Here is a 25,776-nt window from a genome sequence, read left to right as displayed (position 1 = left end):
ACTTGCGCTTCCGATCTCTCGTTAGCGGGAGGCGAATTCTACAGCGTTACTCGCTGCTGTCAACACCTCTTTTTCTCCGCTTTCGACCGAGAAGATCGAACCGTCAAAAGAGCCAAACAACACCGCTCTTTCAACTCCTTCTGCGCTTCGATGACCTGAAGCAACTCGCTGTCGAAAACCGCGCAACTCTTTGTTTACCAAGGAGTTTTCCGTTTCGGCTGCGCCGGAAGTGGGGCGAATTATAGACTTCCAGAATCTGCCGTCAACACCTAATTCCAGCTTTATTCGGATTTGAGCGAAATACGCGCAAATGCCTTCTTGCCAGCCTGGCAAACATGGGTCGCGCCCAGCACGTATATAAAGGTGCGATCCACAACCTCACCATCTATACGTACACCACCGGAATTCAGCAGATCACGCGCTACTGCCGAGTTCTTCACCAGGCCTGCCTTATTAAGGACAGCAGCGATCGGCATATCTTCAGTAGCGGTCAATTCGATTTCCGGCAGATCGTCCGGCAGCTCGCCATCCTTCATACGATTACCCGCTGCACGGTGAGCATTGGCTGCAGCCTCTTCACCATGGAAGCGCGCAACGATCTCTTCGGCCAGCTTGATCTTGATGTCGCGCGGATTGGCACCCGCCTCGACATCGGCGCGGAACGCATTGATCTCATCCATGGAACGGAAGCTGAGCAATTCGAAGTAACGCCACATCAGCGCATCCGGAATCGAAACCAGCTTGCTGTACATCACTCCCGGCGCCTCCTGAATACCGACGTAGTTGCCCAAGGATTTGGACATCTTCTTCACGCCATCCAGACCTTCAAGTAACGGCATGGTCAGAATGCACTGAGGATCCTGCCCATAACCACGCTGAAGCTCACGCCCCATCAGCAGGTTGAACTTCTGATCGGTACCGCCCAGCTCGACATCCGCGCGCAAGGCGACCGAGTCGTAACCCTGAACCAGCGGATAGAGGAACTCATGGATGGCGATTGGCTGATTGGTCGTGTAGCGCTTGTCGAAATCGTCGCGCTCGAGCATGCGAGCAACGGTGTACTGCGAAGTCAGGCGAATGAAGTCGGCCGGCCCCATCTGATCCATCCAGGTGGAGTTGAACGCCACCTCGGTTTTGGCCGGATCAAGAATCTTGAAAACCTGGGTCTTGTAGGTCTCGGCATTCTCGAGAACCTGCTCACGGGTTAGCGGCGGACGCGTAGCGCTCTTGCCGCTCGGATCACCGATCATCCCGGTGAAGTCACCTATAAGGAAGATCACCTGATGCCCCAGTTCCTGGAACTGGCGCAGCTTATTAATAAGCACCGTGTGACCCAGGTGCAAATCCGGCGCGGTCGGATCGAAGCCTGCCTTAATACGTAGCGGCTGGCCACGCTTGAGCTTTTCGATCAGCTCGGACTCGACCAACAGTTCTTCTGCACCACGTTTGATCAGCGCTAGCTGCTCTTCAACCGACTTCATAACAGACCCGCAAGGCTCGAATTCAAAGGGGACCAACCATACAAGATCACGCGTCAAATACAAAGTTTGGCCGGCGCAATGACGCCAATCCGCTGACAGAGTGACCACGGACTTGCTTCAGAGATGATTTGGTTATATTTTATACAGTTATTTCATCTTCATCATGTCATTCATCTTTTCCAATTCATCTTTTTCAAAGTCAAAATTACCTATGACCAAAGAATCGTCTAAAGCGCCTCCGCTTTACCCGAAGACCCACCTGCTCGCAGCAAGTGGTATCGCCGCCCTTCTGAGCCTGGCGCTTCTGGTATTTCCTTCCAGTGATGTAGAAGCCAAAAAGACGACCCTGAGTCTTGAACTGGAAAGCCCTGCTGAACAACTGACACAAGATCAAGACGCTGCCGACGTCGCCCAAGCCACAAATGAGCCGGTAACTTCCCCTTTCGCGCAGATCGAAGACAGCACCGAAGAGCCTCAGAAAACTGCCCAGGCCAAACCCGCGCCGGTTGTTGAAGAAAAGAAGGGGCCCAATCACAGGGAAGTGATCGTCGCCAAAGGCGATACGCTCTCCACGCTATTCGAGAAAGTCGGCCTTCCGGCCACTTCGGTGCATGAAGTATTGGCCAGCGACAAGCAGGCCAAGCAATTCAGCCAACTCAAACATGGCCAGAAACTCGAATTCGAACTGAACCCCGAAGGCCAGCTGACCAACCTGCACAGCAAGGTCAGCGACCTCGAAAGCATCACCCTGACCAAGAATGACAAGGGTTATGTGTTCAACCGCATCACCGCCAAGCCTACCGTGCGCTCCGCCTACGTTCACGGCGTGATCAACAGCTCGTTGTCGCAGTCCGCCGCGCGCGCCGGCCTGTCCCACAGCCTGACCATGGACATGGCCAGCGTGTTTGGCTATGACGTCGACTTCGCCCAGGATATTCGCCAGGGTGACGAGTTCGACGTGATCTACGAACAGAAAGTCGTCAACGGCAAGGCTGTCGGCAATGGCCCGATCCTTTCCGCACGCTTCACCAACCGCGGCAAGACCTACACCGCCGTGCGTTACACCAACAAACAAGGCAACAGCAGCTACTACACAGCTGACGGCAACAGCATGCGCAAGGCGTTTATCCGCACCCCGGTAGACTTTGCCCGCATCAGCTCGAAATTCTCCATGGGCCGCAAACACCCGATCCTGAACAAGATCCGCGCTCACAAAGGCGTCGACTACGCAGCTCCGCGCGGCACGCCAATCAAGGCGGCCGGTGACGGCAAGGTGTTGTTGGCCGGCCGTCGCGGCGGTTATGGCAATACCGTGATCATCCAGCACGGCAACACTTATCGCACGCTGTACGGCCATATGCAGGGCTTTGCGAAAGGTGTGCAGACCGGCAGCTCCGTCAAGCAGGGTCAAGTGATTGGCTATATCGGCACTACCGGCCTGTCCACCGGACCGCATCTGCACTACGAGTTCCAGGTCAATGGTGTGCACGTCGATCCACTAGGTCAAAAAGTGGCGATGGCCGATCCAATTTCCAAAGCAGAACGGGCTCGTTTCCTCGCGCAGAGTCAGCCTCTGATGGCGCGTATGGACCAAGAGAAATCCACCCAACTGGCTTCGAGCAAGCGCTAAGCCATGACGCTCTATATAGGTGTGATGTCCGGAACCAGTCTCGATGGCCTGGACATCGCGCTGGTTGAGTTGAACCCGGCGATCAGACTGGTCGCCACGCACTACATTCCCATGCCCGACTCCCTGCGCACCGAGCTGCTTGGCTTGTGCGCCAGCGGCCCGGACGAGATTGCCCGCTCCGCCATCGCCCAGCAAAACTGGGTGACCCTGGCGGCGCAGGGTATTCGCACCCTTCTTGACCAACAAAACCTGAAACCCGAAGACATTCGCGCGATTGGCAGCCATGGCCAGACCATTCGCCACGAACCGGCTCGCGGCTTCACGGTACAGATCGGCAACCCTGCCCTGCTGACCGAGCTGACCGGTATCACCGTGGTCAGTGACTTCCGCAGTCGCGACGTTGCGGCCGGCGGGCAAGGCGCACCACTGGTGCCAGCGTTTCACGAAGCGCTGTTTGAAGAGCAGGCGGGCAACCGCGCAGTATTGAACGTCGGCGGTTTCAGCAACCTCAGCCTGATCGAACCCGACCAACCCGTAGCCGGTTTCGACTGCGGCCCCGGGAACGTACTGCTGGACGCGTGGATTCATCAGCAACGTGGCGAAAACTTTGATCGTGACGGCCAATGGGCAGCCAGCGGCCAGGTCGAACCTGTTCTGTTGAAAGCGCTACTCAGTGATCCGTTCTTCGTGACCAAAGGCCCGAAGAGCACCGGCCGTGAAGTGTTCAATCTGCCATGGCTGACACAGCATCTTTCGCATTTGCCGACCTTCGCCGCCGAGGACGTGCAAGCAACGCTGCTTGAGCTGACCGCGCTGACCATCATCGAATCATTGCAAAGCGCCCAGGCGGATACCCGAGAGTTGCTGGTCTGCGGCGGCGGTGCGCACAACGCCACGCTGATGAAACGCCTGGCCAGCCTGCTGCCAAACGCGAACGTCAGCAGTACCGCCACTCATGGCGTTGACCCGGACTGGGTCGAAGCCATGGCCTTCGCCTGGCTGGCTCATTGTTGCCTGGAAGGCATCGCGGCCAATCGCCCAAGCGTCACCGGCGCTCGCGGCCTGCGCGTACTCGGCGCCATCTACCCGGCCTGAACGCCAGACAGCAAAACGCCGCAGAGCCCTGAGGCCATGCGGCGTTTGTAATGCGGTGACTCGCGATCAGATCGAGAACGAAGAGCCGCAACCACACGTGGTGCTGGCATTCGGGTTCTTGATCACGAAACGCGAACCTTCCAGACCTTCCTGATAATCCACCTCGGCACCTGCCAGGTACTGGAAGCTCATCGGATCGACGACCAGGCTCACGCCCTCGCGCTCGACGATGGTGTCGTCATCGGCCACTTCTTCATCGAAGGTGAAGCCGTACTGAAAACCTGAACAACCGCCGCCCGTAACGAATACGCGCAGCTTCAAGCGATCATTCCCCTCTTCATCGACCAGGCTCTTCACCTTGTGCGCGGCACCGTGGGTAAATTGCAAAGCCGTGGGGGTGAAGGATTCGACGCTCATGCTGACTATCTCCCGGCGTTACGCCGCCATAATGCGTGATGACGCGCATTATCCGCTTCTCCTAGAAAAGCGGTCAACTATTGTTACGGTATATCAATAAACCCGATTGCCGGTTCGAAACGCAAAAAGGCCCGTTCAACGGGCCTTTTTGCTGAGCGGGCTGAAGCCTTACGGCAGCATGCCGGCGTGCGACAAGCCCAGACGCTCATCCAGACCGAACAGGATATTCAGGTTCTGCACCGCCTGACCCGACGCACCCTTAACCAGGTTATCGATGACCGACAACACCACCACGAGGTCACCGTCCTGCGGGCGATGCACGGCGATACGGCAGACGTTGGCACCGCGCACGCTGCGGGTTTCCGGGTGACTGCCTGCTGGCATCACGTCAACGAACGGCTCGTTGGCATAGCGCTTTTCAAACAGTGCCTGCAGATCCACCGAACGATCCACGACCGTCGCGTAGAGCGTCGAGTGAATGCCGCGAATCATCGGCGTCAGGTGCGGAACGAAGGTCAGGCCGACATCCTTTCCTGCAGCACGACGCAGACCCTGGCGAATTTCCGGCAAGTGACGGTGACCTTTCACGGCGTAGGCCTTCATGCTTTCCGACGTCTCGGCGTACAGCGAACCTACGGCAGCACCACGACCGGCACCACTGACACCGGATTTGCAGTCAGCGATCAAGCGCGTGGTATCGGCCAGACCGGCTTCGAGCAATGGCAGAAAACCCAATTGCGTAGCCGTTGGATAGCAGCCCGGTACGGCGATCAGGCGAGCCTGCTTGATCTGCTCGCGATTGACTTCCGGCAAGCCGTAGACCGCTTCTTCCAGCAGCTGCGGCGCACCGTGCGGCTGGCCGTACCACTTGGCCCACTCATCGGCATCTTGCAGACGGAAGTCCGCCGACAGGTCGATGACCTTGGTTCCGGCCGCCAGCAGTTCACCGGCCAGCGCGTGGGCAACACCGTGAGGCGTGGCGAAGAACACCACGTCGCAGGCGCCCAGGGTCTTGATATCCGGAACGCTGAACGCCAGGCCGTCGTAATGGCCGCGCAGGTTCGGATACATATCAGCCACGGCCAGACCGGCCTCGGATCGGGAAGTGATCACCACCACTTCTGCCTGCGGATGCTGTGCCAACAGACGCAGCAGTTCGACACCGGTGTAACCCGTGCCGCCGACGATACCGACCTTGACCATAAACCTGCCCTCAACGAACCCACTGGAAAGCCGTCGATAATAGGGCTCGTATCGCCCTGCGACAACCGTCAAGGTGACGTGCGGACGCTCTACCCTCTACTATCTTCGCTACCGTGAACCTGGGAATAACCAAAAATGCTTTATCTGTGGCTCAAAGCGCTTCATATCATCAGCATGGTCTGCTGGTTTGCCGGCCTGTTTTACTTGCCGCGCCTGTTCGTCTATCACGCCCAAAGCGAAGACACCGTCAGCAAGGAACGCTTCAGCCTGATGGAGCGCAAGCTGTATCGCGGCATCATGGGCCCGGCGATGATCGCCACGCTGGTTTTCGGCATTGCGCTGATCGGGCTGAACCCAAGCATATTCAGCCAAGGTGCCTGGATTCACGCCAAATTGACGCTGGTGGTGATCCTGATCGGCTACCACCACATGTGCGGCGCGCAGGTGAAGCGATTTGCCCGTGGCGAGAACACCCGCAGCCATGTCTTTTATCGCTGGTTCAATGAAGTGCCTGTTCTGATATTGCTGGCTATCGTAATTCTGGTCGTCGTTCGGCCGTTCTAACTTCAATCAGCACCACTCACCGGGGTACTTCCAATGTCGCTGCCCGCTTTGCTCGAACAACGTTTGCGTCTGCCCGTGGTGGCAGCGCCGATGTTCCTGATTTCCAACCCGCAACTGGTACTCGCCTGCTGCCGTAATGGCGTGGTCGGCAGCTTCCCCGCGCTGAACCAGCGTGAGAGCAGCGGCTTCAAGGCCTGGCTGGAAGAGATCGAAGCAGGGTTGGCGACACTGGAAAACCCGGCGCCTTACGCCGTGAACCTGATCGTCCACAACAGTAACCCGCGCCTGCAAGCGGACCTAGAGATCTGCATCGAGCACAAGGTGCCGATCGTGATCACCAGCCTTGGCGCCGTTAAAGAACTGGTCGACGCAGTCCACGGCTACGGCGGCCTGGTATTCCATGACGTAACGACTCGTCGCCACGCAGAGAAAGCAGCGGAGGCTGGCGTAGATGGCTTGATCGCCGTTGCCGCAGGCGCCGGTGGACACGCGGGTACCTGGAGCCCGTTTTCGCTGATTGCCGAAATCCGCCAGTTCTTCGACAAGACGCTGTTGCTGGCCGGATGCCTCAATCACGGTCACGAGATACTCGCGGCACAATTGCTCGGTGCGGATCTGGCCTACTTCGGTACGCGATTTATCGGCACCACTGAAAGCCATGCGCCTGAGGCCTACAAGGAGATGCTGCTGACATCCAGAGCGGCAGACATCATCCATACTCCGGCGGTATCGGGTGTTCCGGCGAGTTTCATGCGCCAAAGCCTGGAAGCGGCCGGTTTCGACATGGCGGCGTTGCAAAACAAAGGCGAGGTCAACTTCGGCTCCAAGCTCAAGCCATTGAGCGATGAAGCCAAGGCCTGGAAAACCGTGTGGTCCGCCGGCCAGGGCGTCGGAGAGATAGACGATTTACCGAGCGTGGATCAATTGGTTGCCCGGCTGGACGCTGAATACCGCCAGGCGCTGGAGCTGGCAGCACAACTGCCGAAACGCTGGCCGCGTTAGCAGGAAATTTGGCCAGTCATCCTCGACTGGCCTTACACTCCGGGCTCGCAACTCTCTAACTATTCAAACACTCGCGACAAGGATGCCTCGCAATGAGCGACAACCGTTTCAAGATCGTATTCGACGGCGCTCTGCTGCCGGGGATCGACCTCACCACCGCCAAACTCAATCTGGCGGCGTTGTACAAAAGCGAAGTGGCAGCCGTCGAACGGCTGTTCAACGGACAGGCTGTTACGCTCAAGCAAGGCCTGTCGCAAACTGACGCGCAAACCTACCTTCAGGCGCTGACGAAAACCGGCATCAATGCCCGCATCGAAGCCGAGCCATCGATTGAACTGAACCTGGCCGACGCTCACCACCACGCCCCCGCCAGCAGCAAACCCGCGTTCGCAGAACCGGAGTCGCCGTACGCTCCACCACAGGCCAGGGTCGGCGAAAACCTGCCGCCGTTCGGCACACTCAAGCCTTTTGGCGTCGAAGGACGCATCGGCCGTTTGCGCTATCTGGCCTGGACCATGGTGCTGACGCTGGTCATGCTCGGCGTCGGATCGGTCGTCGCCATTTTCGCCATCGCCCTGATCGCCAGCGATTCGACCGCAGGCCTGATTGTCGGTGGCCTGGTGGTGGTGCTCCTGTGCATCGCCATCGCGGTCGTCAGCATTCAGATCAGCGTTCAGCGCCTGCACGACATCGGCTGGTCCGGCTGGCTCTGGCTGCTCAATCTCGTGCCGTTCGTGGGCAGCTTCTTTCCGTTTGTGATCATGTGTGTGCCGGGCAACACCATCGCCAATCGCTACGGCCCACCACCACCGCCAAACACCACGGCAGTCAAAGTGCTGTCTTCGCTGTGGGTGGTATTCATTGCCGTCGTCTTTGTCGGTGTATTGGCCGGCGCTTTCAGTGCGATCCAGCAAGAGTACGAAGACGCTGCCGGACTCAGCTATGACAGCAGCTCACTAACCACCGAAGAAGTGGAAGTCGAGCCCGCCGCAGAGGCTGAAGAAGTGCCGGATAGCGCAGACGAGGAAGCCCAATAAGCCCCGGCCCCTGTAGACTCTGCGAAAGAATGAACAGCGCTCCCCGCCCGTGACACCTGCGTCGCAGGCGCGGAGCTGTTGCGATGGAGAACTGCATGACCCGTTACGCTCTGATCACTGGCGCTTCCAGCGGCATCGGCCTGGCGATGGCCGAAGCGCTGGCCCGCCGTGGCCGCAGCCTGATTCTGGTGGCCCGACAGCGTGATCAGCTGGAAAGTATTGCAATTGAACTGACCCAACGTTTTGGCGTGGAGGTGTTGTTCCGCGCCTGCGACCTCGGCGAGCCGCTGCGCCTGTCCGGGTTTTTGCTGGAACTGGAAGAAGGCGACCGGCAGATCGACTTGCTGGTGAACTGCGCCGGTATCGGCACTTGCGGCCCGTTTCTGGCGCAGGACTGGATGACCGAACAAGACCTGATCGAGGTGAACATTCTGGCCCTCACTCGCCTGTGCCATGCCATCGGCAACAGCATGGCCTTGCAGGGCGGTGGGCAGATCTTGAACGTCGCCTCGGTTGCAGCGTTCCATCCCGGCCCGTGGATGAGCACTTACTACGCCAGCAAAGCCTATGTACTGCACTTTTCCGAAGGGCTGCGCGTCGAGCTGAAGAAATGCGCAGTCAAGGTTTCCGTACTCTGCCCCGGCCCGACCCGCACCGCGTTTTTCCGCACCGCACAACTGAACAGCGACAAACTGGTCGACAGCAAACTGCTGATGAGTCCCGAGGAAGTCGCGCTCTATACCGTGCGGGCTCTGGATAAGAATCGCGCCATTATTATTCCGGGCCGGCTGAACCGCTGGTTCGCTTTCCTGCCACGGCTCGGCTCACGCTGGCTGATCAGGACCATCACAGGCATGGTCAACAAGGCCTATTGCCCGCGCTGACCTGGCTTCAAGGCAAAAGGCTGGGCTCGGGGATCACCCATGAGTACACTCAGGCCAGCCCAAACAACGGAGAAAACAGCTGTGGATACTCTGTTCACCAAGATCATCAACCGGGAAATCCCGGCGAAGATCATTTACGAGGACGACCAGGTACTGGCCTTCCACGACATCGCCCCGCAGGCACCGGTGCATTTTCTGGTGATCCCGAAGAAACCGGTGCGCACCTTGAACGACCTCACCGAGGACGACAAGGCATTGGCCGGGCATATTCTGTTCACTGCCCAGCGCCTGGCACTGGAACTGGGTTGCGAAAAAGGTTTTCGCGTTGTCATGAACTGCAATGAAGAAGGTGGGCAGACTGTCTACCACATTCATATGCATGTGCTGGGTCAGCGTCAGATGCACTGGCCGCCGGGTTGATCCATACCCCGCCCTTGTAGGAGCCCGGCTTGCCGGCGATGACGTCATCGAGACCGCCATCGCCGGCAAGCCGGCTCCTACAGATGCAGCCTGCGTCGCAATGACCCAGCGCAAACCTTCCCCGGCCGATTGGGTTAAACTGGCCGCCGAGATTCCTCCCGGAGATCAGCATGACTACCCAACGTCACTACTCGCCCATTGACCGTCTTCTGCTGCAAGCCGATGCCGCGATGCGTACCCTGCTGCCCTTCAGCGGCCAGCCGTACCGTCCGTCCCCTGCGATCGTGCAGCCGGAAACGCAAATGAGCGACGAAGACACCCGGCACGTCGCCGGTCTGATGCGCATCAACCATACCGGCGAAGTCTGCGCCCAGGCGCTGTATCAAGGGCAGGCCCTGACCGCCAAGTTGCCGCAGGTGCGCGCCGCCATGGAACATGCTGCTGAAGAAGAAATCGACCATCTGGTCTGGTGCGAGCAACGCATCAAGCAGTTGGGCAGCCATACCAGCATTCTCAATCCGCTGTTCTACGGCATGTCATTCGGGATTGGCGCGGTGGCCGGGTTGATCAGCGACAAGGTCAGCCTGGGTTTCGTTGCGGCTACCGAGCATCAGGTGTGCAAGCACTTGAACGAACACCTTGAGCAACTGCCGGCCGAGGACGAAAAGTCCCGGGCGATTCTTGAGCAGATGCGTGTTGATGAAGAGCAACATGCCGAAAGTGCGCTGGAGGCTGGGGGCTTTCGTTTTCCGGCGCCGGTGAAGTTCGGGATGAGCTTGATGGCCAAGGTGATGACCAAGAGTACATATCGGATCTGATTTCAGATTATTTGTAGGAGCGAGCTTGCTCGCGATAAACCTGAGGGCAACGCGTTTATCCAGAAAACACGCGTTATCGTTAACGTCCATCGCGAGCTAGCTTGCTCCTACAAGGGCAAGAAACAAAAAAGGCGACTGCCGTGAGGGAGTCGCCTTTTTTTGTGCTCGCGAGAATCTTAGGTCGGCATGTTGCGCGCGTAGAAGATTTCGAGCATTTCGTGCTTCACACGATCCGTCACTTGGGCGCGTTGCTCAGGGGACAGGTTGTTGGTCGCGTCGCCGAACAGGTAGTTATCCAGTTCGAAGTTCTTCAACAGCATTTTGGTGTGGAACAGGTTTTCCTGGTACACGTTCACGTCGGTCATCTGGTACGCGTCGCGGGTGTCTTCGGACAGGTAGTTCTGGATCGAGTTGATCTCGTGATCGATGAAGTGCTTGTTGCCTTCGACGTCACGGGTGAAACCGCGCACACGGTAATCCACGGTCACGATGTCCGAATCGAACTGGTGAATCAGGAAGTTGAGCGCTTTAAGCGGTGAAATGACGCCACAGGTCGACACGTCAATGTCCACACGGAAGGTCGCAATACCGTCGTCCGGATGGATTTCCGGGTAGGTGTGCACCGTGATGTGGCTCTTGTCGAGGTGGGCCAGGATGATTTCGGGCAACGGGCCCGGAGACTCTTCGATCTGGCTGTCGGTCGGGGTCACCGGCTCTTCAGAGATCAGAATCGTGACGCTGGCGCCTTGTGGGTCGTAGTCCTGACTGGCAATGTTCAGGATGTTGGCACCAATGATATCGACAACTTCCGTGAGGATCTGCGTCAGGCGTTTCGCGTTGTACTCTTCATTGATGTACTCGACGTAAGCCTGCTGGTCTTGCGGGGTTTCCGCGTAGCAGATGTCATAGATGTTGAAGCTCAAGGTCTTTGTCAGGTTATTGAACCCGTGGAGCTTGAGTTTGCTTTTCACCGTTAAAAACTCTCTATGTATTGCGGCCCGGGCCGCGTGATCAAGCATGCCCGTCAGATGCGTACGACGCACCTGCGTAGGACGGTTAACACCTCTTCGCGATGGCGATTTTGGTTGTCTGTTCGGGCGAGCGGTCTGTCGGTTGACGGACCACTACCCTGAAAAAAGTGGCGCATTATGCAGACGTCAGCTTGGGATCGCCAGAGTCTGCACCGCTTTTATGATAGTTGAATGTCGAATCAACCGAGTTCAATGATTTCGTAGTCGTGGGTAATCGCGACACCCGCCGCACCGAGCATGATCGAGGCCGAGCAATACTTCTCGGCAGACAGCTCGATGGCGCGCTTGACCTGGGCTTCTTTCAGCCCGCGGCCCTTGACCACGAAGTGCATGTGGATCTTGGTGAAGACCTTCGGGTCCTCGGTCGCGCGCTCGGCTTCGAGGAAGGCTTCGCAGCTTTCGACGGCCTGACGGGACTTCTTGAGAATGCTGACCACGTCGAAATTGCTGCAACCGCCGACACCCAGCAGGAGCATTTCCATCGGCCGGACACCCAGGTTACGACCACCGGCATCGGGCGGACCGTCCATGACCACGACATGACCGCTACCGGATTCGCCGAGGAACATGGCTTCGCCAGCCCATTGGATGCGTGCCTTCATCGCCAAGACTCCACTGTATTAAAAAGGGTCGCCAGCTTAGCACAGGGCCCTGGATTGACAGCGCTCGCCGTCCTAGGACATAACCTTCTGCTTTGTAGGTAAAATCTCGAATATTGCAGGAAGTGTCTGTTAAGCTGGCGCCAATTCGCTGGCGCATTGCCAGCTTTGTAGCAACCTCAGCGCCTCTAAAAAAAACCAAACACACCGTGCAGTCTTTCCGGGATACAACCATGGTTGCTATTGCCCCTACACCCAAGATCAAGAACCTCGACAAACTGTTGATGCATTGCCAGCGCCGTCGCTATGCGGCCAAGAGCAATATCATTTGCGCCGGCGACCGCTCGGAGACGCTGTTCTTCATCATCAAAGGCTCGGTCACCATCCTGATCGAGGATGATGACGGCCGTGAAATGATCATTGCCTACCTGAACTCCGGAGACTTCTTCGGCGAGTTGGGTCTGTTTGAACAGGCCGGTCTCGAACAGGAACGCAGCGCCTGGGTGCGCGCCAAGATCGAGTGCGAAGTCGCGGAAATCAGCTACGCCAAATTCCGCGAGCTGTCCCAGCAAGACCCGGACATTCTTTACGTACTTAGCGGACAAATCGCACAACGCCTGCGCAACACCACACGCAAGGTCGGTGACCTCGCATTCTTCGACGTGACAGGCCGCGTTGCCCGTTGCCTGCTGGAATTGTGCAAACAGCCTGATGCGATGACCCACCCCGATGGCATGCAGATCAAGGTGACCCGTCAGGAAATCGGGCGGATTGTCGGGTGTTCCCGGGAGATGGTCGGTCGCGTTCTTAAAGATCTGGAAGAACGCAACCTGGTGGACGTCAAAGGCAAGACCATGGTGGTCTTCGGGACGCGCTAAGCCTTGAACATGTCTGCCAGCAACTGGCGATAGAGTGCATCGAGCCGTGCCAATGCGTCAGGTGCGGCGAACTTCTCATGGAGCGCGATGTGGCTTTCAGCGCGGACCCGTTGCTCCAGGCCGCACGCTTCATTGAAGCGATTGACCGCCGCGACCATTGATTCACGCTCGTTATCCAGCAACAACGCACCGTGCACCAACCCGACCGGGCGCGTGCCGCCCTTGCTCTGGCGCCAGCGCTGGGCGGTGCCGACCATCTTGCGACCGTCGAGATTGACGTTGAAACGGCCATCGCAAAATGCACCGTCGATTTCGCCCAGGGACGAAACGCCGCCCAGTTCATCCAGCAACTGACAGATCGGATCGCAAAGTCGACGATAAGCGCTTTCGATGCGGTTCTGGTCGCCCTCGCTACGCGGTGGCGCGTAGACCAAAGCGATGTTGATCGTCGAGGCCGATTGCGGCACGGGCTCACCGCCGGTTTCACGCAAAAGGACTGGCCAGCCGGCTGCCGCCGATACTTCAAAAGCGGCATCGAAACCGGGCAGGCGATTCAAGCGGCGTGGCATGACAAGTGCGCGGTCATTGGGCTGCCAGAACAGCAGGCCGAATTCTGAGTCGCCGGTGCAGACTGAGGCCAGCAAATCCTGTTCCGCTTGCAGGCCGGCTTCGATGGTCAAGGAAACAGGAGAGGTCATAAGGTCTTCCATAGGACGGTCAGTCTGTGGTGCTTCTTATGCCGCCATCGCGAGCAGGCTCGCTCCCACATTGGATCTTTGCCGTTAGCAAAACCCTTGTGGGAGCGAGCCTGCTCGCGATGGCGTCGATTCGGTCTGCAGGTTATCAGTCGAGTGTAGAACCGCTGACCGGAACACCACGCTCCGGGAAGAACAGGCGCTGAAGCTCGGTGCCCGGGCTTTCGGCGCGCATGAACGCTTCGCCGACCAGGAACGCATACACGTCGCTGATTTCCATCAGCTCGACATCGGCCCGATTGAGGATGCCGCTTTCAGTGATCACCAACCGGTCACGCGGAATCCGCGGCAACAAATCCAGCGTGGTTTCCAGACTGACGTCGAAGGTGTGCAGGTTGCGGTTGTTCACGCCGACCAGCGGCGTGTCGAGGGTTTTCAAGGCCCGCTCCAGTTCGTCGCCGTCATGGACTTCCACCAGCACGTCGAGGCCAACGCTTTTTGCCACCGCCGCCAGCTCGGCCATTTTCACGTCGTCCAGTGCGGAGACGATCAACAGCACGCAGTCGGCGCCCAATGCACGGGCTTCGACGATCTGATACGGATCGATCATGAAATCCTTGCGGATCACCGGCAGTTTGCACGCCGCCCGGGCCTGTTGCAGATACGCATCTGCTCCCTGGAAATAATCGATATCGGTGAGCACCGACAGGCAGGTCGCGCCGCCCTTCTCGTAGCTCCTGGCGATATCGGCAGGAACGAAGTTCTCGCGAATCACGCCTTTGCTCGGCGAAGCTTTCTTGATTTCAGCAATGACCGCTGGCTGCTTTAGCTTGGCCTGCGCCAGCAATGCCTTGGCAAAACCACGGGGTGCATCGGCCGCCTTGGCCAGACTTTCCAGCTCGGCCAGGCTCACACGAGCGTTACGCTCGGCGACTTCCTGGACTTTGCGCGCCAGAATGTTTTCCAGAACCGTCGGTACACTCATCCCTCATTCTCCACTTTGAATACCGCGGTAAATGCACCCAACTCCTCAAGTTTTTCCCGAGCGAGGCCTGTGTGCAGCGCATCGTGCGCCAGGGCAACGCCTTCTTTCAAACTGGTCGCCAGGTCGGCGGCATAGAGTGCAGCACCGGCATTGAGCACGATCATCTCTGCCGCTTTCTGACCGCTCTCGGTCTTGCGCTTGCCCAGGGCATCGCGAATCAGCTCAAGCGAAGCGGCCGGGCTTTCCACCGCCAGGCCGTGCAGGCTCTGGCTCTTCATGCCCAAATCTTCCGGCTCGACCCAATACTCGGTGATCTGGTCATTTTTCAATTCCGCCACGTAGGTCGGCGCAGCCAGACTGAATTCGTCCAGGCCGTCTTTCGAGTTCACCACCAGCACATGCTTGCTGCCCAGACGTTGCAAGACTTCGGCCAATGGCCGGCACAGCGCCTGGCTGAACACGCCCACCACCTGATGTTTCACACCGGCCGGATTCGTAAGCGGGCCGAGCATATTGAACAGGGTACGCAGACCAAGATCCTTGCGCGGGCCGGCGGCATATTTCATGGCTTTGTGATGAGTCTGGGCAAACATGAAACCGATGCCGACGTTGTCGATGCAACGCGCCACCTGAACCGGCGTCAGGTTCAGATAGATGCCCGCCGCCTCCAGCAGATCGGCGCTGCCGCTTTTACCCGAGACCGCACGGTTACCGTGCTTGGCCACAGTGCAACCGGCGGCTGCCACCACAAAGGAAGAAGCCGTCGAGACGTTGAAAATGTTCGCCCCATCGCCGCCGGTGCCGACCACATCAACCACGCCGTCGAGGGTCTTCAGTTCGACCTTGTCCGCCAGCTCGCGCATGACCGACACGGCGCCGACGATCTCGTCGATGCTTTCGCTCTTCATGCGCATGGCCATCATGAACGCGCCGATCTGCGCGTCCGTGCATTGACCGGTCATGATCTCGCGCATCACATCGCGCATTTCATCGGTGCTGAGGTCGAGTTGATCGACGATACGGCTGAGGGCTGTCTTGATATTCATGGGAAGTCCTTAGCGCGTGCCGCCGGTTTGTTTGAGGAAGTTGGCGAACAGCTCGTGGCCCTGTTCGGTCAGGATAGACTCAGGGTGGAACTGCACACCTTCGATGTTCAGCGTCTTGTGGCGCAGGCCCATGATTTCGTCGACCGAACCGTCTTCAAACTGAGTCCAGGCGGTCAGCTCCAGGCAGTCCGGCAAGGTTTCGCGCTTGACGATCAGCGAGTGATAACGCGTGACGGTCAGCGGATGGTTCAGGCCTTCGAAGACACCTTTGTCCTCGTGGAACACCGGGCTGGTCTTGCCGTGCATCACCTGGCGGGCACGAACCACATCGCCGCCGAAGGCCTGGCCGATGGATTGATGACCCAGGCACACGCCGAGAATCGGCAGTTTGCCGGCGAAATGCTTGATGACGTCAATCGAGACGCCCGCTTCGGTCGGCGTGCAAGGACCGGGCGACACAACGATGCGCTCAGGGTTGAGGGCTTCGATTTCGGCAACGGTCAGTTCATCGTTGCGCACGACTTTGACCTGGGAGCCTAGCTCACCGAGGTATTGCACAACGTTGTAGGTAAAAGAGTCGTAGTTATCGATCATCAGCAACATGGCTTGAGAACCTCTTGAATTCACGGACTATAAAGGCTGCCTTCGAATGAGCGACCCGCAGCGCTTTGTCAGCCAAAGCGACATGGCATACGGGTCACGTTCATCGGTCAGCTTTCCGGGGTTTGTTCAGCCAGGGCGACTGCGCGGAACATGGCACGACGCTTGTTCAGGGTTTCTTCCCATTCCAGCGCCGGCACCGAGTCGGCAACGATGCCGCCACCGGCCTGCACGTGCAGTTCGCCGTTCTTGATCACGGCGGTGCGGATCGCAATCGCCGTGTCCATGTTGCCGTTCCAGGCAAAGTAACCGACCGCGCCGCCATAGACGCCACGCTTGACCGGCTCCAGTTCGTCGATGATTTCCATCGCGCGAATCTTCGGTGCGCCGGACAAGGTGCCCGCCGGCAGGATCGCCCGCAATGCGTCCATCGCCGTCAGCCCGGCTTTCAGTTGCCCGGTGACGTTGGAAACAATGTGCATCACGTTGGAATAACGCTCGATAACCATTTTCTCGGTGAGCTTCACCGAGCCGATTTCCGATACGCGACCGGTGTCGTTACGACCCAGGTCGATCAGCATCAGGTGTTCGGCGATTTCCTTGTCATCGGAGAGCAGGTCTTTCTCCAGCGCCAGGTCTGCCTCTTCGTTGGCCCCACGCGGACGGGTGCCGGCAATCGGGCGAACGGTGATCAGATTGTCTTCGACCCGCACCAGCACTTCCGGTGAACTGCCGACGACGTGGAAATCGCCGAAGTTGAAGAAGTACATATAAGGCGTCGGGTTGAAGCAACGCAACGCCCGATACAGATCAATCGGCGCCGCCTTGAAGTCGATCGACATGCGCTGGGAGGGCACGACCTGCATGCAGTCACCGGCCAGGATGTATTCCTTGATGGTGTCGACGGCTTTTTCGTAATCGTCCTGGGTGAAACTGGAGCGGAACACCGGGTCAGCCGATTGTTGCTTGCTGAAGTCCAGGCCTCGGCGCGGGGTGATTGGCTGGCGGAGTTTTTCCAGCAGCGCTTGCAGGCGCGCCTGACCTTGCTCGAAGGCATCGTCTTGCGACGGGTCGGCCAGGACAATTGCGTGCATTTTGCCGGCGAGGTTGTCGAACACCACCACCGCATCGGACACCATCAACAGAATGTCCGGCACGCCCAGCGGATCCGGGTTCGGGCACTTGCCCAAACGCTTTTCCACATAACGCACGCAGTCGTAACCGAAGTAACCCACCAGGCCGCCGTTGAAGCGTGGCAGGCCGGGGATGGTCGGTACGTTGTAACGGGCTTTGAATTCTTCGACGAACGCCAGCGGGTCTTCCGCTTCATGGCTTTCGATCTCGACGCCGTCATGGGTCACGCTGATGTGATGGTCATGAACTCGCAGCACGGTGCGGCACGGCAGGCCGATGATCGAGTAACGGCCCCACTTCTCCCCGCCCTGCACGGATTCGAGCAGGTAGGAATTGGGCTCGTCAGCCAGTTTCAGGTAGATCGACAGCGGCGTGTCGAAGTCGGCCAGGGTTTCGCAGGCAAGCGGGATGCGGTTATAGCCGGCAGCGGCCAAACGCAGGAATTCTTCGCGGATCATGGGGTAGCCTCGTGGCTTGAGGTGCTAACAGTCAGGTATGCAAACGCGCCGGCAGACCGGCCAGGAACAAGTCAGGCGCGCCAACGCCAGCGGGCCAGGGCCTTGATGACTTTCATCCAGAGTTTGCGGGTGACCACCACGATGGCGTTTCCAGAAGGGGGTTGAACAGCGTCGGCCAACGTTATCTCAGCGGCCGGATCCAGGCAACCGGGAATTAGCTTGCGCAGGTCGTCGATGACCAGCGCCGGCGACTCTTCGGCAATCGGCCGACCGTGGTTATAGCCATAACTGAGGGCCACGCACTTGACCCCCGCCGCTTTTGCCGCCAGCACATCGCTGCGCGAATCGCCGACAAACAGCGATTGCGACGCCGGGATGTTGGCCATTTTCATCACGAAAAACAGCGCAGCCGGGTCGGGTTTCTTCTGCGGCAGGGTATCGCCGCCGATGATCCATTTGAAATAGCGGCCGATTTTCATCTGATCCAGCAACGGCGCGACGAAGCGCTCCGGCTTGTTGGTGATCAGCGCCATCTCCACGCCTTGCTTGTTCAGCCACTTGAGGGTGTCACGCACGCCCGGGTAAACCACCGTCAGGTCGTGACCGTCCTCGTAAAAGCCGTTGAACAATTCCAGGGCATGTTCAGCCTCGACATCATCGACACCTTCGGCGTCGATGTGATTGGCCAGGGCCCGGCGCACCAGCATGTGCACGCCGTTGCCGACCCAGTCACGCACCGATTCGATGCCGACAGGCTGGCGCCCGAGTTTGAGCAGCATGTTATCCACCGCCGCGGCGAGGTCAGGGACCGAATCGACCAGCGTGCCGTCCAGATCGAACATCACCAGCCGCGGCAGACGCCCCGGGAACAGCTGCTCAAAGCCACTCATGGACGGGCCAGCGCCAGTTCGGAACGCATCTTCTCGATGACTTCCTGGTAGTTCGGCGCGTTGAAGATCGCCGAGCCGGCCACGAAGGTATCGGCGCCAGCCGCCGCGATTTCACGAATGTTGTTCACGTTCACGCCGCCGTCGATTTCCAGGCGGATGTCACGGCCCGAGGCATCGATCAATGCGCGTGCTTCACGCAGCTTGTCGAGGGTGCCGGGGATGAACTTCTGTCCGCCGAAGCCCGGGTTGACGCTCATCAGCAGGATCATGTCGACCTTGTCCATCACGTACTTGAGTACGTCCAGCGGGGTCGCCGGGTTGAACACCAGGCCCGACTTGCAGCCGCCTTCGCGGATCAGTTGCAGGGAACGGTCGACGTGCTGCGAGGCTTCCGGGTGGAAGGTGATGTAAGTCGCGCCGGCCTCGATGAAGTCGCCAACGATGCGATCCACCGGGCTGACCATCAGGTGCGCGTCGATCGGCGCGGTTACGCCGTACTTGCGCAGTGCGGCACAGACCATCGGGCCGATGGTCAGGTTCGGCACGTAGTGGTTGTCCATGACATCGAAGTGCACGAAGTCGGCGCCGGCGGCCAGAACGTTGTCCACTTCTTCACCCAGGCGGGCGAAGTCGGCGGAGAGAATCGACGGAGCAATTACGAAGGGCTGCATGACGCACCTTTTCTGAGCAGAATCACGATGGCGCGCATTGTATACCTCATGCTTTGACGCGCGCACCGTAAGGACGATGATCAGTAGGCCGCGCGGTAGATCTTCTCGATATCAATCGCACTCAATTTGCGTGGATTGTTGCGCATCAAGCGCTCGATACCCGCTGCTTCCAGGGCCAAGGCCGGAATCGCATCCTCTGGAACACCGAAACTGCGCAGGCCCGACGGGATTTCTACCGCTGCGCACAACGCGGTCATCGCCTCGACGGCTTTGTCCGCGGCGTCATTGGCGCTCAGATGAGCGGTCTTCACGCCCATGGCTTCGGCAATATCCTGCATGCGCTCGACGCAGGCCATCTTGTTCCAGGTCATGACGTACGGCAGCAACAAGGCGTTGCTGACACCGTGGGCAATGTTGAAACGTCCGCCCAGCGGATACGCCAGCGCATGCACCGCGCCGACCCCGGCATTGCCGAACGCCATGCCGGCCATCAGGCTGGCAGTGGCCATGTCTTCACGCGCCTGCAGATTGGAGGGATTGGCGTAGGCCTTGGGTAACGCCTGGGTGATCAACTTGATCGCGCCGATGGCCAGCGCGTCGGTAATCGCTGAAGCATTGAGGGACAAATAAGATTCGATGGCGTGCACCAGCGCATCGACGCCACTGGCGGCGGTGACACTGCGCGGGCAGGTCAGGGTCATTTGCGGGCTGACCAGCGCCACGTCCGGCAACAGATAGTCGCTGATGATGCCCTTTTTCAGTTGCGCGACCTTGTCGGAGAGGATCGCGACGTTGGTCACTTCCGAGCCGGTACCGGCGGTGGTCGGGATGGCGATCAGCGGCGGGCCCTTGCGCGGCACCTGGTCGATACCGAACAGATCCTCCAGCGCGCCGTGATAACCGGCATACGCGGCAACACTTTTGGCGATGTCGATCGCGCTGCCGCCGCCCAGGCCGATCAGCCCGTCGTGCCCGCCTTCGCGGTAAACGCGCATGCAGTCTTCGACGATGGCGATTTCCGGGTCTGGCAGTACACGGTCGAAAATCTCGTAGCTACGGTCCCCCAACTGCGCGAGCGCCAACTCCACCGTGCCGGATTTGACCAGCGCGGCGTCGGTGACGATCAGCGGGTTGTCGATGTCCAGGCGCGTGAGCTCGGCGGACAGTTGCTCGATGGCAGCTGCGCCGGTGATCAGTTTGTGTGCGATTTTGAAAGAGGAAAGACTCATCGTGCGCAGCCTCTTATAGATAGGGGAGCTGGGCACAATAGTAGCTGGGGATTGGGGTTTGTCTGCTATTCAGGGTGTGAATGATCAAACATCCTGAATACCACCGAAAACACCTGTCGGAGCGAGCCTGCTCGCGATGGACTTGAAAACGCCGCTGGGTGTCAGGCTTCCAGCGTTATCGTTGACAACCATCGCGAGCAGGCTCGCTCCTACAGGTGATCGGTGTCAGACCTGGGCGGTGCGCAGTTTTTCGCTGCGGCCACGCAGCCATTCCAGGGTCAGCAGCAGGATCACCGAGAAGGCGATCAGCAGCGTTGCCGCGGCGGCAATCGTCGGGCTGAGGTTTTCGCGGATACCGCTGAACATCTGCCGTGGCAAGGTCGCTTGCTCGGGACCGGCGAGGAACAACGTCACCACCACTTCATCGAACGAGGTCGCGAAGGCAAACAGCGCACCGGAGATCACACCTGGCGCAATCAGCGGCAATGTCACGCGGCGGAACGCGGTCAGCGGCGAAGCACCAAGGCTGGCAGCGGCGCGCACCAGGTTGTGGTTAAACCCCTGCAACGTTGCCGACACCGTGATGATAACAAACGGCACACCCAACACCGCGTGCACCACGATCAACGAGAAGAAGCTGTTGCCCAGGCCCAGCGGTGCAAAGAACAGGTAACTCGCGACACCGATGATCACCACCGGCACCACCATCGGCGAAATCACCAACGCCATCACCAGCGCCTTGCCCGGGAAGTCGCCCCGAGTCAGGCCAATCGCCGCCAGCGTACCGAACACCATCGCCAGCACGGTCGCCGCCGGGGCGACGATGATGCTGTTCTTCAGTGCACGCATCCATTCCGCCGAGGCGAAGAAGTCCTGATACCAGTGCAGCGAAAAACCTTGCAGCGGATACACCAGGAAACTGCCCGAGTTGAACGACAACGGGATGATCACCAACACCGGCAGAATCAGGAACAGCAAAATCAAGCCGCAGAGAATCCGCAAGCTGTAGAACCACACCCGTTCGATGGGCGACATATAAGGACTCAGCATTTCGATTCTCCCCTTAGCTCAGGCGCAGGCGACTGGCGCCCACCAGCCAGCTGTAAATCAGATAAAGCACCACGGTCGCCAACAGCAGCAGCCCACCGAGTGCGGTCGCCATGCCCCAGTTGATGCTGGTGTTGGTGTAGAAGGCGACGAAGTAACTAACCATCTGATCGTTCGGGCTGCCCAGCAAGGCCGGGGTGATGTAGTAGCCGATGGCGAGGATGAACACCAACAGGCAACCGGCGCCGACACCGGCATAGGTCTGCGGGAAGTACACCCGCCAGAAACTGGCGAACGGGTGGCAGCCGAGGGAAATCGCGGCGCGCATGTAGGTCGGCGAGATGCCTTTCATCACGCTGTAGATCGGCAGGATCATGAACGGCAGCAGGATGTGCACCATCGAGATGTAGACCCCGGTACGGTTGAACACCAGCTCCAGCGGTTTATCGATGATGCCCATGGCCATCAGGCCGCTGTTGATCAGCCCGCCCGATTGCAGCAATACGATCCACGCGGCGACGCGCACCAGAATCGAGGTCCAGAACGGCAGCAGTACCAGAATCATCAGCAGGTTGCTTTGACGCGACGGCAGATTGGCCAGCAGGTAAGCCAACGGATAGGCGAGTACCAGGCAAATGGCGGTGATGATCAGGCCCATCCAGAAGGTGCGGGCGAAGATGTCGAGGTAGATCGCCTGATCGGGCGTGGCCGGGGCGATTTCGCCAAGGTCATCAATGCGGTGATCGACCGCTGCCAGCAAGTAGTACGGCGTGATGTTGCTGGTGTTGCGGCGCACCGCTTGCCAGTAGGCCGGGTCGCCCCAACGCTCGTCGAGCCCTTCCAGCGCGTCTTTATAAGAGGCCGGTTCGGTAGCGAACGGCAAGGCGCGGGCGGTTTTGGTCAGCAGGCTGCGATAGCCGGCCAGCTCCATGTTCAAGCGCTTGGACAGGTCGCCCAGGGTCTGATTTTTGCGCGCTTCAGCGAGGTCTTCGCTGGCCGCTTTGTAAACCGGTTCAGCGGGCAGGCCGCGGCCGTCCCAGCTGGCGATGGCCGCCACGGTGCGCGGCATGCCGCCGACCACTTCCGGGTTACCAACGCTTTTGTAGAGCAGCGCCACGATGGGCACCAGGAACACCAGCAACAGAAACAGCACCAATGGCGCGATCAAGGCCTGGGCCTTCCAGCGGTTGATCCGCTCGGCGTGCTTGAGCCGCTGCTTCAAGGTGGGGTCAGTGCCCGCGTTCAGGGGAATGGCGGTGGCCATGGCGTACTCCGGAAATCTTTGATCGTTACAGAGGCGGCATCCATTGACCGCGAGGCCGCCTCTGTTCTTGATAACTACACATCCCCCCCCGTAGGAGCGAAGCTTGCTCGCGAAGGCAGCGTGTCAGTCAACATTGCTGTTGAATGTGCTGACGTCTTCGCGGGCGAGCCTCGCTCCTACGGGAGTCGATAAGCCCACGGGGTGGTCTTATTTCGCAGCCCAGGAATTGAAGCGCTGCTCCAGTTGCTCGCCGTTGTCAGCCCAGAAGCTGACGTCGATCTGCACTTGGTTGGCGATGTTTTCCGGGGTGGTCGGCATGTCTTTCAGGACGTCCTTGGACAACAGCGGTACGGCTTGGGTGTTGGCCGGGCCGTAGGCGATGTTTTCCGAGTAGGTCTTCTGCTGCTGCGGCGCCACCGAGTACGCGATGAATTTCTTCGCCGCTTCAGCACGTGCCTTGTCCAGGCCTTTTGGAATGGCCCATGCGTCGAAGTCGTAGATACCGCCGTTCCACACGACTTTCAGGTTGCTTTCTTTCTGCACGGCAGCGATCCGGCCGTTGTAGGCCGAGCTCATGACCACGTCACCGGAAGCGAGGTATTGCGGCGGTTGTGCGCCGGCTTCCCACCACTGGATGTTTGGTTTCAGCTCATCGAGCTTCTTGAACGCGCGGTCCTGACCGTCTTTGCCGGCCAGCACTTTGTAGACGTCTTTCGGCGCAACGCCGTCGGCCATCAGTGCGAATTCCAGGGTGTACTTGGCGCCTTTACGCAGGCCGCGCTTACCCGGGAATTTCTTGGTGTCCCAGAAATCCACCCAGCTGGTGGGTGCGGAGGCCAGCTTGTCGGCGTTGTAGGCCAACACGGTCGACCACACGAAGAAACCTACGCCGCAAGGCTGGATAGCGCCTTTGACGTAGTCTTCGGTCTTACCGAACAGCGCCGGGTCGAGTTGCTCGAACATGTCTTCGTCGCAACCACGGGACAGTTCTGGCGACTCAACTTCCACCAGGTCCCAGGACACGCTTTTGGTGTCGACCATGGCTTTGACCTTGGCCATCTCGCCGTTGTACTCGCCCGCTACGATCTTGCCGTTACCCGCCGCTTCCCACGGTGCGTAGAAGGCTTTGACCTGCGCGGCCTTGTTCGCCCCGCCAAAGGACACCACGGTCAGGTCCGGGCCCGCCGCCATCGCGTGTGCCGCACCGATCATGCCCATGACCAGGGCGGTGAATTTCAGGGATCTCAACATTTATTGTTCTCTCCACGTGCAGGGTTGGTTGAAGCAGGGGGCGATCAGTTCGCCTCTAGAAGTGGGTCGAGCGCGCGAACGTGTTCGACCTCCCAGCCAAGCGGTACCACGTCGCCGACAGCAAGCCCGGGATCGAGCTCGGCAATCGGTTGTTTCACGAAGAAGTCGGTCTTGCCGCAGACTTCCAGGCGAACCCGGACGTGGTCGCCCAGATAGATGAATTCCGCCACCCTCCCTGAGAAGCGGTTGACACAGGACTCGCTCGAACCATTGAGGCTCACGCGTTCCGGACGAATCGACAGCGTGACGGGTTCGCCGGTCTTGCCGACATTGACCGCCAGCGCTTCAACCTTTTCACCGCGACCGAGTTCGACGATGCAACGATCGCCGGTCTGGCTGTGCAGGCGGCCGTTGAGACGGTTGTTCTCGCCGATGAAGTTGGCGACGAAGGTGTTTTTCGGTTCTTCGTAGAGGCTGCGTGGAGGGGCGATCTGCTGGATTTCGCCCTGATGGAACACCGCCACGCGGTCGGACATGGTCAGGGCTTCGCCCTGGTCGTGAGTCACGTAGACCACGGTCACGCCGAGACGCTGGTGCAGATGCTTGATCTCCATCTGCATGTGTTCGCGCAGTTGTTTGTCGAGTGCGCCGAGGGGTTCATCCATCAGCACCAGTTGCGGTTCGAACACCAGTGCACGGGCCAGGGCCACACGCTGTTGCTGACCACCGGACAGTTGCGCCGGATAACGCTGGGCGAAGGTCTCGAGCTGAACCATGCTCAGGACACGTTTGACCCGGTCGCTGACATCGCTCTTGTTCAAGCCGCGCACGGTCAGCGGGAACGCGAGGTTCTCGGCGACGGTCATGTGCGGGAACAATGCATAGTTCTGGAACACCATGCCGATGTCGCGCTTGTGCGGCGGCACGTTGTTGATGGCGCGCCCGGCCAGGAGGATTTCACCGGCGGTCGGGGTTTCGAAACCGGCGAGCATCATCAGGCTGGTGGTTTTGCCGGAACCGGATGGCCCGAGCAACGTGAGGAACTCGCCTTTGCGAATGTCCAGGTTGAGGTCTTTGACGATCAGGTTCTCGCCGTCGTAGCTCTTTTGCACTCCACGAAAGCTGACCAGAATGTCATTGGCCCCTGCGCTTGAATCGACCTGGCTCATACCCACACCTTTGTTATTGATGACTGCTGTGGACTAAGCCTAGTGGACGCTGGGGAGCACGCAAATCGGGGCGCAGGAGAGAATCGCCTCAGCCGGATGGAAGGTTGGGGGTAGGGATTGCCCTACAAGGATGGCGGGAATGGATAGGTTGGCGGCGATTGTCCAGCTGCAACCCACAGGAACGGGCAATAGCGATTTGGCGGGATGTCGCAAATGGATATGAGGTTGAGCATTTCTGTAGGAGCCGGCTTGCTGGCGATGGCGTCATTGAGATCGCC

26 protein-coding genes are annotated in these 25,776 nt (G+C 59.1%); 9 read left to right on the top strand and 17 right to left on the bottom strand.

The window, feature by feature from the left end; genetic code table 11:
• Positions 1–281: 281 nt before the first annotated feature.
• Positions 282–1,481, bottom strand: coding sequence for a tyrosine--tRNA ligase (gene tyrS / locus KGB24_RS24305; RefSeq protein ID WP_008027125.1), 1,200 nt, complete (start codon positions 1,479–1,481; stop codon positions 282–284).
• A 211-nt stretch (positions 1,482–1,692) separates the two neighbouring features.
• On the opposite strand from tyrS, the gene KGB24_RS24300 reads away from it, so the two are divergent.
• On the top strand, positions 1,693–3,111 hold the full coding sequence (locus KGB24_RS24300) for a peptidoglycan DD-metalloendopeptidase family protein (protein WP_223416356.1): 1,419 nt from the start codon (positions 1,693–1,695) through the stop codon (positions 3,109–3,111).
• A gap of 3 nt (positions 3,112–3,114) precedes the next feature.
• Positions 3,115–4,206 (top strand): anhydro-N-acetylmuramic acid kinase, encoded by a 1,092-nt coding sequence (locus KGB24_RS24295; protein WP_223416355.1) that lies wholly within the window; start codon positions 3,115–3,117, stop codon positions 4,204–4,206.
• A gap of 66 nt (positions 4,207–4,272) precedes the next feature.
• On the opposite strand, the gene erpA is transcribed toward KGB24_RS24295, so the two are convergent.
• Positions 4,273–4,623 (bottom strand): iron-sulfur cluster insertion protein ErpA, encoded by a 351-nt coding sequence (erpA, locus tag KGB24_RS24290; protein ID WP_007947969.1) that lies wholly within the window; start codon positions 4,621–4,623, stop codon positions 4,273–4,275.
• Between the two features lie 168 nt (positions 4,624–4,791).
• Positions 4,792–5,826, bottom strand: coding sequence for an N-acetyl-gamma-glutamyl-phosphate reductase (gene argC / locus KGB24_RS24285; protein ID WP_008027118.1), 1,035 nt, complete (start codon positions 5,824–5,826; stop codon positions 4,792–4,794).
• Between the two features lie 135 nt (positions 5,827–5,961).
• On the opposite strand from argC, the gene hemJ reads away from it, so the two are divergent.
• The 6 genes from hemJ to coq7 all read left to right on the top strand — a co-directional run bounded on the left by hemJ (position 5,962) and on the right by coq7 (position 10,551).
• On the top strand, positions 5,962–6,390 hold the full coding sequence (gene hemJ / locus KGB24_RS24280) for a protoporphyrinogen oxidase HemJ (protein ID WP_223416354.1): 429 nt from the start codon (positions 5,962–5,964) through the stop codon (positions 6,388–6,390).
• A 33-nt stretch (positions 6,391–6,423) separates the two neighbouring features.
• The gene (locus tag KGB24_RS24275; RefSeq protein ID WP_223416353.1) at positions 6,424–7,392 is read left to right on the top strand and encodes an NAD(P)H-dependent flavin oxidoreductase; all 969 of its coding nucleotides are present in this window, start codon (positions 6,424–6,426) and stop codon (positions 7,390–7,392) included.
• Between the two features lie 92 nt (positions 7,393–7,484).
• Positions 7,485–8,429: a DUF805 domain-containing protein gene (locus KGB24_RS24270; RefSeq protein WP_223416352.1), complete on the top strand. Its 945-nt coding sequence runs from the start codon at positions 7,485–7,487 to the stop codon at positions 8,427–8,429.
• Positions 8,430–8,524: 95 nt separating this feature from the next.
• Entirely contained in the window at positions 8,525–9,313 is a 789-nt protein-coding gene (locus KGB24_RS24265) for an SDR family NAD(P)-dependent oxidoreductase (RefSeq protein ID WP_032828658.1), read from the top strand.
• 81 nt (positions 9,314–9,394) lie between these two features.
• Positions 9,395–9,733: a histidine triad nucleotide-binding protein gene (locus tag KGB24_RS24260; protein WP_008027110.1), complete on the top strand. Its 339-nt coding sequence runs from the start codon at positions 9,395–9,397 to the stop codon at positions 9,731–9,733.
• 170 nt (positions 9,734–9,903) lie between these two features.
• Positions 9,904–10,551, top strand: a complete 648-nt coding sequence (coq7, locus tag KGB24_RS24255) for a 2-polyprenyl-3-methyl-6-methoxy-1,4-benzoquinone monooxygenase (RefSeq protein WP_008027108.1) — start codon at positions 9,904–9,906, stop codon at positions 10,549–10,551.
• A 176-nt stretch (positions 10,552–10,727) separates the two neighbouring features.
• On the opposite strand, the gene speD is transcribed toward coq7, so the two are convergent.
• Together speD and KGB24_RS24245 are read right to left on the bottom strand one after the other, a co-directional pair.
• On the bottom strand, positions 10,728–11,522 hold the full coding sequence (gene speD / locus KGB24_RS24250) for an adenosylmethionine decarboxylase (protein WP_008027106.1): 795 nt from the start codon (positions 11,520–11,522) through the stop codon (positions 10,728–10,730).
• 239 nt (positions 11,523–11,761) lie between these two features.
• Positions 11,762–12,184 (bottom strand): OsmC family protein, encoded by a 423-nt coding sequence (locus KGB24_RS24245; RefSeq protein WP_007941657.1) that lies wholly within the window; start codon positions 12,182–12,184, stop codon positions 11,762–11,764.
• A gap of 230 nt (positions 12,185–12,414) precedes the next feature.
• On the opposite strand from KGB24_RS24245, the gene crp reads away from it, so the two are divergent.
• Positions 12,415–13,059 (top strand): cAMP-activated global transcriptional regulator CRP, encoded by a 645-nt coding sequence (gene crp, locus KGB24_RS24240; RefSeq protein ID WP_008027103.1) that lies wholly within the window; start codon positions 12,415–12,417, stop codon positions 13,057–13,059.
• Here the strand turns inward: crp and KGB24_RS24235 are convergent.
• The 12 genes from KGB24_RS24235 to KGB24_RS24180 form a co-directional block, all read right to left on the bottom strand.
• Entirely contained in the window at positions 13,056–13,757 is a 702-nt protein-coding gene (locus KGB24_RS24235) for a biotin/lipoate A/B protein ligase family protein (protein WP_223416351.1), read from the bottom strand. The genes crp and KGB24_RS24235 overlap by 4 nt on opposite strands.
• A 145-nt stretch (positions 13,758–13,902) precedes the next feature.
• Entirely contained in the window at positions 13,903–14,739 is an 837-nt protein-coding gene (gene trpC, locus KGB24_RS24230; RefSeq protein WP_223416350.1) for an indole-3-glycerol phosphate synthase TrpC, read from the bottom strand.
• Positions 14,736–15,785 carry an anthranilate phosphoribosyltransferase gene (trpD, locus tag KGB24_RS24225; RefSeq protein ID WP_008027097.1) on the bottom strand — a complete coding sequence of 350 codons (1,050 nt, stop codon included), beginning with the start codon at positions 15,783–15,785 and terminating at the stop codon, positions 14,736–14,738. Before trpD ends, trpC begins: the two co-directional genes overlap by 4 nt.
• A 9-nt stretch (positions 15,786–15,794) precedes the next feature.
• Positions 15,795–16,388, bottom strand: coding sequence for an aminodeoxychorismate/anthranilate synthase component II (locus tag KGB24_RS24220; protein WP_223416349.1), 594 nt, complete (start codon positions 16,386–16,388; stop codon positions 15,795–15,797).
• A gap of 107 nt (positions 16,389–16,495) precedes the next feature.
• A complete protein-coding gene (gene trpE, locus KGB24_RS24215; protein ID WP_223416348.1) occupies positions 16,496–17,977 on the bottom strand; it encodes an anthranilate synthase component I in 1,482 nt (493 codons plus the stop codon).
• 71 nt (positions 17,978–18,048) lie between these two features.
• The gene (locus tag KGB24_RS24210) at positions 18,049–18,867 is read right to left on the bottom strand and encodes a phosphoglycolate phosphatase (RefSeq protein ID WP_084318377.1); all 819 of its coding nucleotides are present in this window, start codon (positions 18,865–18,867) and stop codon (positions 18,049–18,051) included.
• Positions 18,864–19,538 carry a ribulose-phosphate 3-epimerase gene (gene rpe / locus KGB24_RS24205; RefSeq protein WP_008027088.1) on the bottom strand — a complete coding sequence of 225 codons (675 nt, stop codon included), beginning with the start codon at positions 19,536–19,538 and terminating at the stop codon, positions 18,864–18,866. Before rpe ends, KGB24_RS24210 begins: the two co-directional genes overlap by 4 nt.
• Positions 19,539–19,618: 80 nt before the next feature.
• Complete coding sequence (locus tag KGB24_RS24200) at positions 19,619–20,767, bottom strand: iron-containing alcohol dehydrogenase (protein ID WP_223416347.1); 1,149 nt, start codon at positions 20,765–20,767, stop codon at positions 19,619–19,621.
• A gap of 225 nt (positions 20,768–20,992) precedes the next feature.
• Entirely contained in the window at positions 20,993–21,817 is an 825-nt protein-coding gene (locus KGB24_RS24195; protein ID WP_008027084.1) for an ABC transporter permease, read from the bottom strand.
• A 13-nt stretch (positions 21,818–21,830) separates the two neighbouring features.
• Positions 21,831–23,078: an ABC transporter permease gene (locus KGB24_RS24190; protein WP_008027082.1), complete on the bottom strand. Its 1,248-nt coding sequence runs from the start codon at positions 23,076–23,078 to the stop codon at positions 21,831–21,833.
• Between the two features lie 207 nt (positions 23,079–23,285).
• A complete protein-coding gene (locus tag KGB24_RS24185; RefSeq protein ID WP_008035977.1) occupies positions 23,286–24,329 on the bottom strand; it encodes an ABC transporter substrate-binding protein in 1,044 nt (347 codons plus the stop codon).
• 44 nt (positions 24,330–24,373) lie between these two features.
• Positions 24,374–25,498 carry an ABC transporter ATP-binding protein gene (locus KGB24_RS24180; RefSeq protein WP_008027079.1) on the bottom strand — a complete coding sequence of 375 codons (1,125 nt, stop codon included), beginning with the start codon at positions 25,496–25,498 and terminating at the stop codon, positions 24,374–24,376.
• Positions 25,499–25,776: the final 278 nt, after the last annotated feature.

It is taken from the genome of Pseudomonas sp. BF-RE-25 (genome assembly GCF_019956105.1).
Lineage (GTDB): Bacteria > Pseudomonadota > Gammaproteobacteria > Pseudomonadales > Pseudomonadaceae > Aquipseudomonas > Aquipseudomonas migulae.
This window is presented reverse-complemented; position numbering and strand designations above follow the sequence as displayed.